Origin of the sequence: Winogradskyella sp. (assembly GCF_028289625.1) — a bacterium.
In the GTDB taxonomy this organism is placed as follows: Bacteria; Bacteroidota; Bacteroidia; order Flavobacteriales; family Flavobacteriaceae; genus Winogradskyella.
Genome location: NZ_JANQOM010000072.1, coordinates 1 through 16,938, shown reverse-complemented (window position 1 = coordinate 16,938; position 16,938 = coordinate 1). Strand labels below are relative to the sequence as shown.

Genomic DNA, 16,938 nt, shown 5'->3' with positions numbered 1-16,938 from the left:
CTTTATTTCCTGTGTTGGTGTATACTTTCATAAGCCTTCCCAACCCTTCCAAAGGAAGGGCTTTTTAGAGGGTTTTAATTATAGTTTTGTAATCATATTTTAGTTCTTCTCCCTTTAGGAAAGTTAGAAGGGGTTTTTAATAATCTCCTAAAGTTTCAGCATTTTGAGCTAAGCCTATCTCTAATTGTTCGTCGTTTGGGGCTTTGCCATGCCAAGCATGTGTATGCATCATAAAATCCACACCGTTACCCATTACAGTTGTTAAAAGAACACATACCGGTTTACCTTTTCCGGTTAGTGATTTTGCCTCAGCCATACCTGATAGAATAGATTCAATATTATTGCCTTCTTCAATCTCAACGACAGTCCAACCAAAAGCTTCAAATTTAGCCTTTAGATTGCCCATTGGTAAAACACTATCCGTTGAACCATCAATTTGTTGACCGTTTAAATCTACTGTTGCTATGAGATTATCTACCTTATTTCCTGCTGCATACATAATGGCTTCCCAGTTTTGACCTTCCTGCAATTCGCCATCACCATGTAAGCTATAAACCAAATGGGAATCGTTATTCAACTTTTTAGTTTGCGCAGCACCAATGGCTACCGACATACCTTGCCCTAAAGATCCTGATGCGATGCGCACGCCTGGTAACCCTTCGTGAGTCGTTGGGTGCCCTTGTAGACGAGAATCTATTAATCTAAACGTGTTTAATTCGTCGATAGGAAAATAACCAGAGCGTGCTAAGACACTATAATATACTGGTGAAATATGACCATTAGATAAGAAGAAAATATCTTCACCTATGCCATCCATATTAAAACCATCACTGGTTTTCATGATTTCGTTGTAAAGTGAAACGAAGAATTCTGCACAACCGAGAGATCCACCTGGATGGCCAGAATTTACCTTGTGAACCATTCTTAAAATGTCTCTTCGTACCTGTATTGTTAATGCTTCTAATTCTTGAATATTTGGCATATTATATTGCTTAAATTAATGGCACAAAAATAACTTTTTATAAGCCTTGTGCAAAAGTCGATTGAAGTCACTTATTAACGATTTTTATGATTTGCTAACAATTTTAAATTTAATTAAGATATGAATGTTTGAGAGTTATTTATATTTGCCAGCAGACTTATTTTTATGAAATTTGAACGCTTAGCAAAAGACAAAGAAACTAAAGCTAGGGCTGGGACTATAACAACAGACCATGGAGTCATTGAGACTCCAATTTTTATGCCTGTAGGAACTGTCGCTTCTGTAAAAGGGGTTCATCAACGTGAGTTGAAAAACGACATTAACCCAGATATTATTCTTGGTAATACGTACCATTTGTACTTAAGGCCGCAAACACCAATTTTAGAGCAAGCAGGTGGTTTGCATAAATTTATGAATTGGGATCGTAATATTTTAACTGATTCAGGTGGTTATCAGGTGTATTCTTTATCGGCCAACAGAAAAATTAAGGAAGAAGGTGTAAAGTTTAGATCCCATATCGATGGAAGTTACCATGTGTTTACACCAGAAAATGTAATGGAAGTGCAACGCAGTATCGGAGCGGATATTATTATGGCTTTTGATGAATGTACTCCTTATCCTTGCGATTATAATTATGCTAAGCGATCAATGCATATGACCCATCGTTGGTTAGAACGCTGTTTAGAACATCTTAAGAAGGTGCCATATAAATATGATTATGGGCAAACGTTCTTCCCGATTGTACAAGGTAGCACATACAAAGATTTAAGACAACAATCAGCGGAATATATTGCAAATGTTGGAGCGGAAGGTAATGCCATTGGAGGTTTGTCTGTTGGAGAACCAGCCGAGGAAATGTATGCCATGACAGATATTGTATGCGATATTTTACCCGAAGATAAACCGCGTTATCTTATGGGTGTTGGAACACCAATAAATATTTTAGAAAATATTGCGTTAGGTGTAGACATGTTTGATTGCGTAATGCCAACACGTAATGCAAGAAATGGAATGTTGTTTACGGCCTACGGAACAATTAATATAAAAAATAAGAAATGGGCAGACGATTTTTCACCAATAGATGAAATGGGTATTACGTATGTAGATACAGATTACACTAAAGCCTATTTGAAGCATTTGTTTACGGTAAACGAATTACTTGGCAAGCAAATTGCTACAATTCATAATCTTGGTTTTTATTTGTGGTTGGTTAGGGAAGCGAGAAAACATATTATGGAAGGAGACTTTAGGACGTGGAAAGATCAAATGGTTAAACAAATGGATAATAGATTGTAGTTTTTGAAAATACTAGATTGGTACATATTAAAGCGTTATCTGTTTACATTTTTAATGATGTTACTGTTGTTTATACCAATAGGTATCACAGTAGATCTTGCAGAGAAAGTAGGTAAGATTCTTGAGAACGAGGCACCTTTTGATGAAGTAACGATCTACTATTTGAATTTTACAGTCTATTTTGCTAATCTTTTACTACCAATATTCTTATTTCTTTCCGTTATTTGGTTTACCTCTAAACTAGCCAATAATACAGAGATTGTTGCTTTTTTAAGTTCTGGAGTATCCTTTTCAAGGTTTTTAAGACCCTATATAGTAGGGGCAACTTTAGTAGCTGGGTTAGCTTTGTTTTTAGGAATGTATTTAGCACCAATAGCTAGTCAAGGATTTAATGAGTTTAAGTTTGAGTACCTTAAGAAGAATAAAAAAGTTCAAAGGACGAGAAATGTTTATCAACAAATAAATGACAATGATTATATCTATGTCAGCAGTTTTTCACCAGCCCAAAAATATGGTAGACACTTTACCTATGAACATTTTGAAGGTAATGAGTTGAAATACAAAATATTTGCTGATAATATCCGATTTATAGAAGAAGATAGTAGCTACAGATTGACATCTTATGTTAAAAGATCTTTTGATAATGGAGTTGAAACCATTGAAAAAGAGAGAAGGAAAAATATGAAATTTACATTTGAGCTCGAAGATTTAACACCTGTAGATTATGCTGCTGAAACCAAATCTTATGGGGACCTTCTCAAATTTATTGAGGCCGAGAAGCGTAAGGGTTCCCCTAATATTGGGAGGTATGAAGTTGTAAAATTAAAAAAGTGGAGTATCCCTGTTTCTATATTTATCTTAACGATTATTGGTGTTGCGGTGTCGTCCATAAAACGGAGAGGTGGTATGGGAGTTAATTTGGCATTTGGTATTACCATTGCTATGATTTACGTATTCTTCGACAAAATATTTGGCGTTATGGCAGAGCAATCTAATTTTCCGCCAATTATTGCCGTATGGCTTCCTAATTTATTATTTGGTATTTTAGCGGTATACCTTCTTCAGAATGCCAAACGCTAGATTAAAGGATTATATTCATCTACACTTTTTGGTTTTTATTGCTGGCTTCACAGCAATCTTAGGAAAAAAAATCACCATAGGTGCCAGTGAGATAGTTTGGTACAGAATGGCAATTGCAGCTGTTTTGATGTTTTTTTACATTAAAATTATAAAGCTCAATATAAAAGTTTCCAAGAAAACCATTTTTCAGTTTTCTGTGGCGGGTATTATTATAGCGTTGCATTGGATTACGTTTTTTGAATCTATAAAGCAATCTAATGTTTCTATTGCTTTAGCTATGTTTTCTTCAGGAGCTTTTTTTGCTTCTTTTATTGAGCCCATTTTTTTTAAACGACGAGTTTTAGTTTATGAGATTTTGTTTGGCTTGATTGTAATTTTTGGTGTCTTTCTAATTACCAGCAGTGAACTAAAATATTTAAACGGCATAATTTTGGGCCTATTATCCGCTTTATTTTCAACCTTATTTGCGGTTATCAATGGTAGATTCATCGAGCGTTATAATGCAACAGTAATTTCGTTTTACGAATTTATCAGTGGTGTGCTTTTTCTAAGCCTTTTCATTTACTTTTCAGGAATTCAATTCAATACAGAATTCTTCACTCTATCGAAGATGGATTGGGTCTATATTTTCATATTGGCCACGGTTTGTACAGCATATGCATTTATCGGAGCAGTGGAGGTGATGCGTTATATCAGCCCATTTACTGTAATCTTAAGTTATAACTTAGAACCTATTTATGGTATCATACTAGCCTTAATTATTTTTCCCGATACAGAAAAAATGTCTTCACAATTTTATGTTGGAGCAGGCTTAATCATATTGACCGTAATCATGGATGCTGTGTTAAAAAACCACAAAAAACGAAAAGGTAAAAGCGCAAATATTACCAGTTAGAGTTTACATATTTATTTTACAAAGTTCTATTTTCTCAATAAGGGTAAAGTGAACCTACTTTATGGATGTTTTTTATAAAAAGTAAATAAGAATATGTAGTTTTGTAAACTTAACTAACTAAAACACGATTTCAAATTGTATGGAATATTTAGAGTTTGAATTACCTATAAAAGAATTAGAGGAACAGCTTGAAAAGTGCCAAATTATTGGAGAGGAAAGTGATGTGGACGTTACGGAAACTTGCAAGCAAATCGAAAAAAAACTAGCCGAAACAAAAAAAGAGATTTATAAAAATCTTACGGCTTGGCAACGGGTTCAGCTGTCGCGCCATCCTAATAGACCTTATACCTTAGATCATATCAATGCCCTATGTGGTGAATCTTTTTTAGAATTGCATGGCGACAGAAATGTAAAAGATGATAAAGCCATGATTGGTGGGTTAGGAAAGATAGGAGACCAAACCTACATGTTTATTGGCCAACAAAAAGGCTACAATACAAAGACAAGACAGTACCGTAATTTTGGGATGTCTAATCCAGAAGGTTATCGTAAAGCTTTACGATTAATGAAATCAGCTGAAAAGTTTGGAATTCCAGTAGTAACTTTGATCGATACTCCAGGCGCATATCCAGGACTAGAAGCTGAAGAACGTGGACAAGGAGAAGCTATTGCCCGAAATATTTTAGAAATGACACGCCTCAAAGTACCAATCATTACCGTAATTATTGGTGAAGGTGCCTCAGGTGGTGCTCTAGGAATTGGAGTAGGAGATAAGGTCTTGATGCTAGAAAATACATGGTATTCTGTAATCTCACCAGAGTCGTGTTCTTCAATATTATGGAGAAGTTGGGAGTACAAAGAACAAGCAGCAGAAGCTTTAAAATTGACCGCTAAGGATATGAAACGCATGAAACTTGTGGATCAAATCGTTAAAGAGCCACTTGGAGGAGCACATACCGATAAAGAGAAAACATTTTTGGCAGTTAGAGATGCTATTATAAAATCCTATGAGGAGCTAAAAAACTTATCACCAACAGATTTAGTCTCCCAGCGTATGGAAAAATACGCTCAAATGGGAGTCTATAAAGACTAAATCCGCTATATACCGAGCCCACTAAAAAAACCGAAGTTTTGGCTTCGGTGCTTTTCACCGTTATTAACAATAAATTAAAGTTATAAACAGTTAAATTGTTAATGATCTGTTGAGATTGAAAGTATCCTAATGTGCAGTTCATCTACAGTATTTAGTTACTTTTGTTACTTATGAAACAACCTAATCCCGTACAAGGCTTTAAAGTCGATAAGAGCACACTTATTAGTTTAGAGAAAGGAAAAATACCTCCTCAAGCTATTGATTTAGAGGAAGTTGTGCTTGGTGCAATGATGATTGATAAAAAAGGGGTGGATGAGGTCATTGATATTTTAAGTCCTGACGCCTTTTATCTTGAAAAACATAAACACATCTTTGAAGCCATTTTCAAATTATTTGAAAATAGCGAACCTGTTGACTTATTAACGGTTTCTAGCCAATTGAAGAAAGACGAAAAACTCGATGTTATAGGAGGTGATTTTTATCTCATTTCTTTAACACAACGGGTATCATCATCAGCACATATAGAGTTTCATGCACGTATCATTCTTCAAAAATATATTCAGCGTAGTTTAATAAAAATTTCAAACGAAATTATTGAAGAAGCGTATGACGAAACCAAGGATGTTTTCGATCTTTTGGATAACGCAGAAGCTAAACTTTATGAAGTTACTCAAGGCAATGTAAAGAAATCCACAGAGACAGCACAAAGCTTGGTGATTCAGGCAAAGAAGAAGATTGAGGAGATTTCGAATAAAGAAGGTTTAAGTGGTATTCCTTCGGGTTTTGACAAGTTAGATAAACTGACCTCAGGTTGGCAACCTTCAGACTTAGTTATTGTAGCCGCACGTCCTGGTATGGGTAAAACAGCTTTAACTTTAACCATGGCAAGAAATATTGCCGTAAATAGTAATATTCCTGTAGCCTTCTTTTCGTTAGAGATGTCCTCAGTGCAATTGATTACCCGTTTAATTTCAAGTGAAACCGGTTTATCTTCAGAAAAGTTAAGAACGGGAAGACTAGAAAAACATGAGTGGGAACAACTCAATGTAAAGGTAAAAACCTTAGAAAAAGCACCTCTGTTTATCGATGATACACCATCATTATCCATTTTCGATTTAAGAGCAAAGGCACGTCGTTTAGCTTCACAATATGGCATCAAGCTCATAGTAATTGATTATTTGCAGTTAATGACGGCAGGTGGAAGTCAAAAAGGAGGGAATAGAGAACAAGAGATATCAACTATTTCGCGTAACCTTAAGGCGTTGGCGAAGGAACTTAATGTCCCAGTTATTGCACTTTCACAGTTATCGCGTGCCGTAGAGACACGTGGCGGAAGTAAGCGTCCGTTATTATCGGATTTACGTGAATCTGGTGCCATAGAGCAAGATGCTGACATCGTATCGTTTATTTACAGACCGGAATACTACAAGATTGATGAATGGGACGACGAAGAGCGTTCACCAACCGAAGGTCAAGCAGAGTTTATCGTCGCTAAACATAGAAATGGAGGATTGGATAACATTCGATTGAAATTTATCGGACACCTTGGTAAGTTCGATAATTTGGATGATTTTGATACACCGTTTGGTGAATTCCATTCTAAAATGAATGCTGCGGCAAATGATGATACCTTTAAGCCAGATAGTTTCCCAGATCCATCAGATGCCTTTGGGGCACCAGAAGATGATGGTGTACCGTTTTAACAGCAATTTATAGGTTACGGACTTCTTTTTTAATGTATCTTTACAGTTCGCTATTTACAAGAAAATTGCCTCATGTTAGACCAAAGACGTACAACTAATATTTTGTTGCTGATTATAGCTATTCCTTTAGTGTTTTATCTGCTAAAAATTTTGTCGTTTATATTTATTCCGCTCATATTTTCAATGTTCATTGCGCTATTGTTTTTGCCATTAATGCGATGGTTAGGGCGTAGAAATGTGCCAAAATATATAAGTATAGTTATAGTCTTATTGCTCGTAGCTGGTGGTCTTAAACTGGGTATAGAACTAATTCAGTTGTCGAGTAAAGAGATCTTAGCTACTAAATCGGAATTCTTTCCAAAGGCTGAAGCTAAATTGGCAGATTTAAGACTTTATTTATCAGATAGTTTTGGGATTGAATTTGAGCAAGACAAAAATGTTTTAGGACAATTCTTCGAAAAAGAAAATTTGGGCACGACTATTGGATTTTTGCGAAAGTTTATAACGATGCTTTTGATGACCGCTTTTTTTGTGGTGCTATGGCTAGCCGAATCTATCAATGTTCATAAGCTTTTAAACAATACCATTTTAAAGCAAAAGCATACCTCAATCAAAGCATTCATGAAAATTGAAAAAGATCTTATAAAGTTTATTAAAGTTAAGTTCTTGGTCAGTGCTTTAACAGGATTGTTCACTGGATTAATGTGTGTATTTTTTGATGTGAGCTTCCCTATATTTTGGGGTTTGTTTGCATTCGCCATTAATTTTGTGCAAATGGTAGGTTCCTTTATTTCTGTGATATTGCTTTCCATTTTTGCTTTTGTTGAACTAGATCCAACGAGTACATTATTATTTTTTATTCTTTCCATTACTTTAGTACAGGTTATTTTTGGTGCCATTTTAGAGCCCATTTTTATGGGAAAATCCTTTTCCATAAATATCATTGCGGTCTTGGTAATGCTTATGTTTTGGGGCTTCCTTTGGGGAATTCCGGGTTTAATCATGGCTATTCCTATTACAGTATTTGTAAAAATAATTTTGGAACAGTTCCCCAGTACCAAGGTAATTGCCAGCTTATTATCCGGTAAAGAAACACAGCTAGAAAAACTTTAAATTCAATCACATTTTGACTCTTTATTTTAAGTATCTTTCTACTTAAAATTCATGGTATGGTTCACGGTACACATAATGCTTTAGAAGATTCAAGGAACAATGCTATTTTGATTTCAATTAATGGCGAACTTTTTCCTCGGAATGAGGCAAAAATCTCTGTTTTTGATAGTGGCTACTTGGTAGGTGATGGAGTTTGGGAAGCTTTGAGATTGCATCACGGCGTTCTGGTCTTTTTAGAGGATCATCTCAATCGTTTATGGAAATCAGCTAAAACGATAGGAATGGTTTTACCGTTTTCTAAAGAAGAGTTAACAACCAAAGTTTGGGACACCTTAAATGCCAATAATATGAATGACGGAGTCCATGTAAGAATTATGGTCACTAGAGGCATTAAGAAGACACCATCTCAAGATCCGAGACTAACGATTTCTGGTCCTAATGTCGTCATCATTCCCGAATATAAAACGGCGTCCAAAGCATCAAAAGAGCAAGGAATCACATTGTTTACGAGTACCATAAGAAGAGGGTCACCAGATTATTTAGATCCTAGGTTAAACTGCCATAGCAAACTGCACGAAGTTCAAGCTTTAATCCAAGCTATAGAAGCAGGTGCTGATGAAGCCTTAATGTTAGACGTCAATGGTTTTGTAGCAACCTGTAATGCAACCAACTTCTTTATGGTTAAAGACAATGAGGTGTGGACATCAACTAGTAAATATTGTATGAATGGTATTACGAGGGCTAAAGTCATTGATGTTTGCAAAGCCAATGGTATCGTATGTTTGGAAAAGGATTTTTCATTATTTGATGTTTATGGTGCTGACGAGGCCTTCGTAACTGGAACTTTTGGTGGTTTAACACCCGTAACAAAAATAGATGGTCGTACCATAGGAAAAGGAGAATATGGAACAATGACTAGAAAATTAAGTCAGCTTTATGAGGAATTGATTATAGAAATAGTAAGTCATGGCTAACATCAAACGTATTTGTTTATGGTCTGGTCCACGCAATATTTCAACGGCTTTAATGTATGCTTTTGCCCAACGCGAAGATACTAAAGTGTTTGATGAACCACTTTACGCGTTTTACTTAAAAAACCATCCCGAAGCCCATAGCTATCATCCAGGCTCACAAGATATTTTAAGTGCTATGGAAAATGATGGCAATCGAGTAGTGGATATGATGTTGTCGAATAATGAAAAACCAGTGTTGTTCTTCAAGCATATGACGCATCATTTATTAGGATTGGATAGACAATTTATGAAGGATACTATAAATATAATTCTTACCAGAGACCCAATAGACATGTTGCCTTCTTTTGATAAGGTGATTCATAACCCGACCATAGATGATGTAGGCTATGCACATCACATAGAATTACTTAAATATTTCGAAGAACATCAAATACCGTTCACTGTTTTAGATTCAAGAAAAGTTTTGGACAATCCCGAAAAGGTATTGAGAAAATTATGCGATTTTATCAAAATTCCTTTTGACATACATATGTTGTCTTGGCAACCACAACAACGACAAGAAGATGGTATTTGGGCAAAGTACTGGTATAGTAGTGTACACAAGTCGAGCGGATTTCAAAAATATAAACCTAACGGAAAACCATTTCCTCAGCACTTAAAAAACCTCTTGGAAGAATCTAAACCTCACTATCAAACCTTGTTAGAATATGCTATTTAGCTCTTAAAAGAATTATAATTTATGTATAATCAGACTAAAATTTAAGTATCTTTCGTTATAAAACTGTGAACTTGAAAAGAATTGCCCTTATAATAGTTGCCTTTTTAATGAGTGTAAATGCCTACGCATCTTACATTCTTATTCCTATGGATGCTGAGTCTCAGGAGAATCATCTAAAGGCTTATGGTGTTACCTATTGGACTTTAGAACGTGAGCTAAAAGTAAAATGGCTACTCAACTATAGAGGAGGTTCATTTTTATTACCTGATGCTGAGATTATTCAACGCGAATGCCAAATTAGAGGGGTCTCTTTCGAAGTCATTTCAGATGCTAAAGCCGAACAAATTTTAGAAGAAATCAGTAGTCCTGCCGTAAATCAAGAAGCAGTTGTACTAGAAAAAGCTCCTAAGATAGCTGTATACACACCCTATGGAAACCAGCCTTGGGATGATGCAGTCACTATGGTTTTGACTTACGCGGAAATACCTTATGAAACCATTTACGATGAGGAGGTGTTAAAAGACGAACTACTATTATATGATTGGTTGCATTTGCACCATGAGGATTTTACAGGTCAGTATGGCAAGTTTTATAGAAGCTATCGATCAGCAGCTTGGTATATAGAAGAGAAGAGAGCCGCAGAAGAATTAGCAAAAAAGTTGGGTTACAGTAAAGTCTCTGATGCTAAGTTGGATGTTGCTTTGAAAATTAGAGATTACGTTGTAGGTGGAGGCTTTATGTTTGCCATGTGCTCAGCGACCGATAGTTTTGATATTGCATTATCAGCCGAGGGTGTCGATATTTGCGAACCTATGTTTGATGGTGATGGTAGTGATCCAGGCTATCAGAATAAAATCGATTATTCCAAGACATTCGCCTTTAAAGATTATATATTAGAAAGAAGCCCCAATGTCTATGAATTTTCATCTATAGATATGACACAAAAGCGTCAAATTCCATTCAAAACAGATTATTTTTCATTGATGGAGTATTCCGCAAAATGGGATCCAATACCAACGATGTTAACCCAAAATCATACCTCTTTAGTAAAAGGGTTTATGGGACAAACTACATCTTTCACTAGAGATCAAATAAAGTCTAATGTTTTAGTAATGGGCGAGAACAGAACTAATGGTGAGGCCAAGTATATTCATGGTATTAAGGGTAAAGGCTTTTTTACGTTTTATGGAGGCCATGATCCAGAAGACTATACACATAGAGTAGGAGATCCCAAAACTGAACTCGATTTGCACCCAACGTCTCCTGGTTATCGCCTAATCTTAAATAATGTATTGTTTCCTGCAGCAAAAAAGAAGAAGCAAAAAACCTAATTACTTTTTAAATGAGTAATAGAATTCTATCTTTTTTTCAATTATTTTTTTCTTCACTTCTTTATTGGCTATTGGCCTTTATATTTTTTATAGCCATAAGGTATAATGGTTTAGTAGAAGAGTTAGCTATTTATACTGACGAGGATTTAGGACTCCCAGTTTTGGCTTTTTATGCTTATGGTGTTATACTTGGACTTGTTCTCGGTATATTTTATGCGATTATTGAATACCTATTTGATGAATTTCTAAGCAAAAGACTGAGCCTTGGTGTTAGTGTCATAGTAAAGTCGTTTATTTACTTAATACTTATAATCATTGTTCTTAGCTTACTATCATTTAGAATTGAAGCACATATAGACATCGACTTGCCCAATGAAAGGGGATGGTGGAGGACAGATCCGTTTTTTTGGAATACCGTAATATATTTTGTCACAGCTTCGATTGTTTTTTCACTCATACGAATTGCCAATGATAAGTTTGGTAGGGGCATGTTTATAAATATCCTATTGGGAAAGTATAGGAAACCTAGGGAAGAGGAACGTATTTTAATGTTTTTAGACTTAAAGGATTCTACCAAAATAGCAGAAAAAATAGGGCATATTAGTTACAGTAAGTTTATACAAGACTGTTTTAAGGATTTAAATATAATTCTCAATAAACATGATGCAGAAGTGTATCAATATGTTGGTGATGAGGCTGTGGTGACATGGACAGCAAAAAAAGGTTTTAAAAACAACAATTGTGTTAATCTATTTTTTGCATTCAGAGAGCAGCTAAAAAAGCGAAATCAATACTACACTACCAATTTTGGGTTCGAACCAATTTTTAAGGCAGGCATTCATTTTGGTAAACTAATGATTGCAGAAGTTGGCACGGTGAAAAAAGAAATTGCCTATCATGGGGATGTCATTAATACAGCCTCGAGAATTCAGAGTTTGTGTAACACCTATGAGACATCTCTTTTAATATCAGAAACGATTTTAGATAATTTGAAGTCCAAAGAACAATTCACCATAGATTCAAAAGGTATAATAACCTTAAAAGGCAAAGAGAAGTCTGTCGAAGTATTTGGGGTATCCAAATGATATTTCGATTAAATTAAAATAAATCCAGAATGCAATTTTTCCAAAAAGAAATAGGATTGAAACCTTATTCTAGAGGATTTCATTTAATTACAAATGATATATTGGATGCCATTCCAGAAATTAAACAGATTAATACTGGGCAATTACAGGTATTTGTGAAGCATACGTCCGCGAGTTTAACGATAAATGAAAATGCGGACCCAACCGTAAGACAGGATTTTGAAAGTCATATGAATAAGATAGTGCCAGAAAATCAACCGTACTATAAACATACTTTTGAAGGATCTGATGATATGCCTGCACATATCAAGGCATCTTTAATGGGAGCTTCGGTCATGATTCCAATAACAACAGGTAAACTCAATCTGGGGATTTGGCAAGGTATTTATCTCTGTGAGCACAGAAATAATGCTTCAGGGCGACATATAATTATTACTGCTTTCGGAAACTGAGAAATAAAAAAATCCGACTCGTTAGAATCGGATTTTTTATTAAGCGAAATGTTGTTATCAATTAGGCTAAAAGCCTTTATTTAACTTTGTTTACAATAGCTTCAAAAGCTTCAGGGTGATTCATTGCTAAATCTGCAAGAACCTTACGGTTCAATTCAATATTATTAGCTTTTAATTTGCCCATGAATTTTGAATAACTCATTCCATGTTGTCTTGCACCTGCATTAATACGCATAATCCATAACGCACGGAATGTTCTCTTTTTGTTTCTACGATCTCTGTACGAATATTGCATCGCTTTGTCAACCGCATTTTTGGCTACTGTCCAAACGTTTTTACGTCTTCCCCAGTACCCTTTGGCTTGCTTAAGAACCTTTTTTCTTCTAGCTCTTTTTGCAACTGAATTTACTGATCTTGGCATTTCTTTAATTGTTTTTTGTAGTAGGCGGCAGATAATCTGCACTTCTTTATTTCTCTGAAATCGTAAATCTAAAATCTACAATTGTTAATCAATAAGCCTAACTCCAGGGTTTATAAATTAATTTAACCGGTAAAACGAATATTACTTTAAACGCAACATTAATTTTACATTTTCTTCGTCTGACTTATGTACAGTCGTATCATGAGTCAACGCAAGCTTACGCTTTTTGGATTTTTTAGTCAATATATGACTTTTAAAAGCGTGCTTTCTTTTAATTTTACCAGTGCCAGTTAGTTTGAAACGTTTCTTAGCACTCGATTTTGTTTTCATTTTAGGCATTTTGTCCTAGTTTTAATTTACGTTTCGCTTATCTTCATGCGCCATAGCTTTAGCGACGGCGTATCTTTTATTATTTATTCTTTTTTGGAGCCATGAACATAATCATTCGCTTTCCTTCAAGCTTAGGCATTTGCTCCACTTTGCCATACTCTTCAAGATCTTGTGCCAATCTCAATAACAAAATTTGACCTTGCTCCTTAAAAACAATCGATCGTCCCTTGAAAAATACAAATGCTTTAAGTTTTGCACCATCTTTAAGGAACTTTATGGCATGTTTCTTTTTGAATTCGTAATCATGGTCATCGGTTTGAGGACCAAAACGAATTTCTTTTACAATTACCTTAGAAGCTTTAGACTTTAAGGCTTTCTCGCGTTTCTTTTGCTCGTAAAGAAACTTTTTATAATCCATGATTTTACAAACAGGAGGATTCGCATTAGGCGAAATTTCAACCAGATCTAAACCTTGTTCATCAGCCATGGAAAGCGCTTTTCGAATAGGATATACACCTACTTCTACATTGTCTCCAACTACTCTGACTTCTTCAGATCTAATTTTTGAATTTATACGATGCTTATCCTCTTGGACTTCGCGACGATTATAATTTCTTCTGTTTCTACGTATTGCTATGGCTTATAATTTTAATTAAACGTTATTTATTTGAAAGTCTTTAGACTTTCACTTACTTTTTCTTTTATAATTTCCGAAAATTCTTCTACACTAATTGCACCAAGATCTTCTCCACCATGTTGTCGTACAGAAATAGTGTTAGTATTTTCTTCCTGTTCGCCAACAATAATTATATACGGAAACTTCTTCATTTCAGCTTCACGTATTTTCTTACCAACAGTTTCGTTTCTATTGTCAACGAGGGCGCGAATTTCGTTATTTTCTAGCAAATTTAAAACTTTTTCTGCGTATTTTTCGTATTTCTCGCTTACAGACAACACAATAGCTTGTTCAGGCATTAACCAAATCGGGAAGTTGCCACCAGTGTGCTCGAGTAAAATAGCTACAAAACGTTCCATACTTCCAAAAGGTGCTCTGTGTATCATAACAGGTCTGTGTAGCTCATTGTCACTTCCTTTGTAGGTAAGATCAAATCGTTCAGGCAAATTGTAATCAACCTGAATCGTACCTAACTGCCACTGACGTCCAAGAGCATCTTTCACCATAAAATCTAGCTTAGGCCCATAGAAAGCGGCTTCACCAGTTTCAACTACATAATCTAATCCTTTATCCTCTGCAGCGTTTAAAATTGCTTGTTCTGCCTTGTCCCAATTTTCATCACTACCAATATACTTATCTGGATTTTCAGGATCTCGCAATGAAACTTGGGCCTTAAAATTATCAAACCCTAGAGAACTGAATACATATAGTACTAAATCAATAACTTCTTTAAATTCAGTGTCCAACTGATCAGGCGTACAAAAAATATGAGCGTCATCTTGTGTAAAACCTCTAACACGCGTTAAGCCGTGTAATTCGCCGCTTTGTTCATAACGATATACAGTACCAAACTCAGCAAATCGTACAGGTAATTCCTTGTAAGAATAAGGTCTAACATTATATATTTCGCAATGATGTGGGCAGTTCATCGGTTTTAATAAGAACTCTTCGCCTTCCGCAGGAGTATTTATAGGTTGAAAACTATCTTCCCCATATTTAGCAAAATGCCCTGAAGTAACATATAGATCTTTATTTCCTATATGAGGTGTAACGACCATTTGATAGCCTGCCTTTTTCTGAGCAACTTTAAGAAAATTTTCCAAGCGTTCTCTCAATGCCGCCCCTTTAGGTAACCATAATGGTAAACCTTGGCCAACAGTTTGAGAAAATGCGAAAAGCTCTAACTCTTTTCCAAGTTTTCTATGATCACGCTTTTTAGCTTCTTCCAATAAATGAAGATATTCTGTAAGCTCTTTTTGCTTTGGAAAAGAAATGCCATAAACTCTCGTAAGCTGTTTTTCATTTTCATCACCTTTATAATAAGCACCAGCAACACTCAAAACTTTAACAGCTTTAATTATTCCAGTATTAGGAACATGACCACCACGGCATAAATCAGTAAATGTAGAATGGTCACAAAATGTAATGTCACCATCCTCTAGGCCTTCAATAAGATTAACCTTGTATTCGTTCTTACCTTTATAATAGGATAAAGCGTCTGCCTTAGAAACCTCACGCATTTTAAAATCATGTTTACCACGAGCGATTTCTATCATTTTTGTTTCAATGGTTTTGAAGTCTTTTTCAGAAATAACATCGTCTTCCAAATCCACATCGTAATAAAAGCCGTTTTCTATTGCTGGGCCGACCCATAATTTTACACCAGGATAGAGTTCTTCTAGCGCTTGGGCAAGAACGTGAGCTGATGAATGCCAAAACGCTTTTTTACCTTCATCATCTCTCCAGGTATATAATGTAAGACTACCGTCAGTGGTCAATGGAGTGGTAGTTTCAACAACGTTGTCATTGAACTTTGCTGAGATAACATTTCGTGCAAAACCTTCACTAATATCTACAGCCACTTCATAAGGGGTAATGTCTTTATCAAAAGACCTCACCGAACCATCAGGTAGAGTAATTTTAATCATTAGTTATTATTATAAATTCGAGCCCACAAAGATATGCCTATATATATAAAGGACAAAGTGAAGTTCTGAATAAAAATTACCACTCATATTTGGTTGTAAATGAGCATAATAAAATATTGTTGAAAACAAACTTGAAATTTTCCTTGCGTTCAATAAAAAGGGTTTTATATTTGCGCCCGCTTAGATGCTCAGGGGTAGTCAAAAGCAAAGTTCATTGGATGGGGATTTGGACGAAAAAATTTTTTTTGAAAAAATAGTTCTCGGGATGTTGCGGGAATGGAAAAAGGGTTTTATATTTGCACCCGCTAAAACGCCGAAGGGCGGAAAGAGCATAACAAGAAGTTCACTGACATATTGAATCGACAGCGTAAATACCGGCCGTTAACGGTCCGGTATAGAACAAGAGAATAGATCATTTGGAGACCCTGGATAATTTCTGAATCGGTTGTTAGAGAATAGGTCCAACAGGGCTTTAAGATTTAACGATGAAGAGTTTGATCCTGGCTCAGGATGAACGCTAGCGGCAGGCCTAACACATGCAAGTCGGACGGTAACATAGGGTGCTTGCACCCTGATGACGAGTGGCGCACGGGTGCGTAACGCGTATACAATCTGCCTCTTACAGGGGGATAGCCTTTGGAAACGAAGAATAATACCCCATGGTATCCCGACCCCACATGGGCGTCGGGATTAAAGATTTATCGGTAAGAGATGAGTATGCGTCCTATTAGCTGGATGGTGCGGTAACGGCGCACCATGGCGACGATAGGTAGGGGCCCTGAGAGGGGGATCCCCCACACTGGTACTGAGACACGGACCAGACTCCTACGGGAGGCAGCAGTGAGGAATATTGGACAATGG

General features: G+C 35.9%; 16 protein-coding genes and 1 rRNA gene. 12 read left to right on the top strand and 5 right to left on the bottom strand.

All coding sequences use genetic code 11. The features are described from left to right. Window positions 1-136: 136 nt before the first annotated feature. Window positions 137-982: a transketolase gene (locus tag Q0992_RS14505; RefSeq protein ID WP_299525974.1), complete on the bottom strand. Its 846-nt coding sequence runs from the start codon at window positions 980-982 to the stop codon at window positions 137-139. Window positions 983-1,147: 165 nt separating this feature from the next. Between Q0992_RS14505 and tgt the strand changes: the two genes are divergently transcribed. From tgt to Q0992_RS14450, 11 genes are all read left to right on the top strand, one after another. Further along, window positions 1,148-2,278: a tRNA guanosine(34) transglycosylase Tgt gene (tgt, locus tag Q0992_RS14500; RefSeq protein ID WP_299525971.1), complete on the top strand. Its 1,131-nt coding sequence runs from the start codon at window positions 1,148-1,150 to the stop codon at window positions 2,276-2,278. Window positions 2,279-2,281: 3 nt separating this feature from the next. Beyond that, a complete protein-coding gene (locus Q0992_RS14495; RefSeq protein ID WP_299525968.1) occupies window positions 2,282-3,358 on the top strand; it encodes an LptF/LptG family permease in 1,077 nt (358 codons plus the stop codon). Then, window positions 3,345-4,253, top strand: coding sequence for a DMT family transporter (locus tag Q0992_RS14490; protein ID WP_299525965.1), 909 nt, complete (start codon window positions 3,345-3,347; stop codon window positions 4,251-4,253). The genes Q0992_RS14495 and Q0992_RS14490 overlap by 14 nt, the downstream gene beginning before the upstream one ends. A gap of 139 nt (window positions 4,254-4,392) precedes the next feature. Continuing rightward, window positions 4,393-5,346 (top strand): acetyl-CoA carboxylase carboxyltransferase subunit alpha, encoded by a 954-nt coding sequence (locus tag Q0992_RS14485; protein WP_299525962.1) that lies wholly within the window; start codon window positions 4,393-4,395, stop codon window positions 5,344-5,346. 170 nt (window positions 5,347-5,516) lie between these two features. After that, the gene (gene dnaB, locus Q0992_RS14480; protein WP_299525959.1) at window positions 5,517-7,049 is read left to right on the top strand and encodes a replicative DNA helicase; all 1,533 of its coding nucleotides are present in this window, start codon (window positions 5,517-5,519) and stop codon (window positions 7,047-7,049) included. 72 nt (window positions 7,050-7,121) lie between these two features. After that, entirely contained in the window at window positions 7,122-8,162 is a 1,041-nt protein-coding gene (locus tag Q0992_RS14475; RefSeq protein ID WP_299525956.1) for an AI-2E family transporter, read from the top strand. A gap of 56 nt (window positions 8,163-8,218) precedes the next feature. Further along, complete coding sequence (locus tag Q0992_RS14470; RefSeq protein ID WP_299525953.1) at window positions 8,219-9,136, top strand: aminotransferase class IV; 918 nt, start codon at window positions 8,219-8,221, stop codon at window positions 9,134-9,136. Then, a complete protein-coding gene (locus Q0992_RS14465) occupies window positions 9,129-9,854 on the top strand; it encodes a sulfotransferase family protein (protein ID WP_299525950.1) in 726 nt (241 codons plus the stop codon). The genes Q0992_RS14470 and Q0992_RS14465 overlap by 8 nt, the downstream gene beginning before the upstream one ends. A gap of 146 nt (window positions 9,855-10,000) precedes the next feature. Continuing rightward, window positions 10,001-11,185: an asparagine synthetase B gene (locus Q0992_RS14460; protein ID WP_299525979.1), complete on the top strand. Its 1,185-nt coding sequence runs from the start codon at window positions 10,001-10,003 to the stop codon at window positions 11,183-11,185. Between the two features lie 11 nt (window positions 11,186-11,196). Beyond that, window positions 11,197-12,270, top strand: a complete 1,074-nt coding sequence (locus tag Q0992_RS14455; RefSeq protein ID WP_299525947.1) for an adenylate/guanylate cyclase domain-containing protein — start codon at window positions 11,197-11,199, stop codon at window positions 12,268-12,270. A 29-nt stretch (window positions 12,271-12,299) separates the two neighbouring features. Continuing rightward, window positions 12,300-12,722, top strand: coding sequence for a secondary thiamine-phosphate synthase enzyme YjbQ (locus Q0992_RS14450; protein ID WP_299525942.1), 423 nt, complete (start codon window positions 12,300-12,302; stop codon window positions 12,720-12,722). A gap of 76 nt (window positions 12,723-12,798) precedes the next feature. Here Q0992_RS14450 and rplT read toward each other — a convergent pair whose 3' ends face one another. From rplT to thrS, 4 genes are all read right to left on the bottom strand, one after another. Then, window positions 12,799-13,143 carry a 50S ribosomal protein L20 gene (rplT, locus tag Q0992_RS14445; RefSeq protein WP_073081329.1) on the bottom strand — a complete coding sequence of 115 codons (345 nt, stop codon included), beginning with the start codon at window positions 13,141-13,143 and terminating at the stop codon, window positions 12,799-12,801. A 141-nt stretch (window positions 13,144-13,284) separates the two neighbouring features. Beyond that, complete coding sequence (gene rpmI / locus Q0992_RS14440) at window positions 13,285-13,482, bottom strand: 50S ribosomal protein L35 (protein ID WP_224527853.1); 198 nt, start codon at window positions 13,480-13,482, stop codon at window positions 13,285-13,287. A 70-nt stretch (window positions 13,483-13,552) separates the two neighbouring features. Further along, complete coding sequence (infC, locus tag Q0992_RS14435; RefSeq protein ID WP_299525976.1) at window positions 13,553-14,104, bottom strand: translation initiation factor IF-3; 552 nt, start codon at window positions 14,102-14,104, stop codon at window positions 13,553-13,555. Between the two features lie 32 nt (window positions 14,105-14,136). Beyond that, the gene (gene thrS / locus Q0992_RS14430) at window positions 14,137-16,077 is read right to left on the bottom strand and encodes a threonine--tRNA ligase (RefSeq protein WP_299525939.1); all 1,941 of its coding nucleotides are present in this window, start codon (window positions 16,075-16,077) and stop codon (window positions 14,137-14,139) included. 482 nt (window positions 16,078-16,559) lie between these two features. Between thrS and Q0992_RS14425 the strand changes: the two genes are divergently transcribed. Continuing rightward, window positions 16,560-16,938: ribosomal RNA gene (locus tag Q0992_RS14425) — 16S ribosomal RNA — on the top strand; the annotation flags it as partial.

Coding starts and splice junctions, on each gene's coding strand:
- Q0992_RS14490 (WP_299525965.1), top strand. CDS start 3,345: ATGCCAAACGCTAGATTAAAGGATTATATTCATCTACACTTTTTGGTT.
- Q0992_RS14505 (WP_299525974.1), bottom strand. CDS start 982: ATGCCAAATATTCAAGAATTAGAAGCATTAACAATACAGGTACGAAGA.
- tgt (WP_299525971.1), top strand. CDS start 1,148: ATGAAATTTGAACGCTTAGCAAAAGACAAAGAAACTAAAGCTAGGGCT.
- Q0992_RS14475 (WP_299525956.1), top strand. CDS start 7,122: ATGTTAGACCAAAGACGTACAACTAATATTTTGTTGCTGATTATAGCT.
- Q0992_RS14485 (WP_299525962.1), top strand. CDS start 4,393: ATGGAATATTTAGAGTTTGAATTACCTATAAAAGAATTAGAGGAACAG.
- dnaB (WP_299525959.1), top strand. CDS start 5,517: ATGAAACAACCTAATCCCGTACAAGGCTTTAAAGTCGATAAGAGCACA.
- rplT (WP_073081329.1), bottom strand. CDS start 13,143: ATGCCAAGATCAGTAAATTCAGTTGCAAAAAGAGCTAGAAGAAAAAAG.
- Q0992_RS14465 (WP_299525950.1), top strand. CDS start 9,129: ATGGCTAACATCAAACGTATTTGTTTATGGTCTGGTCCACGCAATATT.
- Q0992_RS14470 (WP_299525953.1), top strand. CDS start 8,219: ATGGTTCACGGTACACATAATGCTTTAGAAGATTCAAGGAACAATGCT.
- thrS (WP_299525939.1), bottom strand. CDS start 16,077: ATGATTAAAATTACTCTACCTGATGGTTCGGTGAGGTCTTTTGATAAA.
- Q0992_RS14460 (WP_299525979.1), top strand. CDS start 10,001: ATGGATGCTGAGTCTCAGGAGAATCATCTAAAGGCTTATGGTGTTACC.
- Q0992_RS14450 (WP_299525942.1), top strand. CDS start 12,300: ATGCAATTTTTCCAAAAAGAAATAGGATTGAAACCTTATTCTAGAGGA.
- rpmI (WP_224527853.1), bottom strand. CDS start 13,482: ATGCCTAAAATGAAAACAAAATCGAGTGCTAAGAAACGTTTCAAACTA.
- Q0992_RS14455 (WP_299525947.1), top strand. CDS start 11,197: ATGAGTAATAGAATTCTATCTTTTTTTCAATTATTTTTTTCTTCACTT.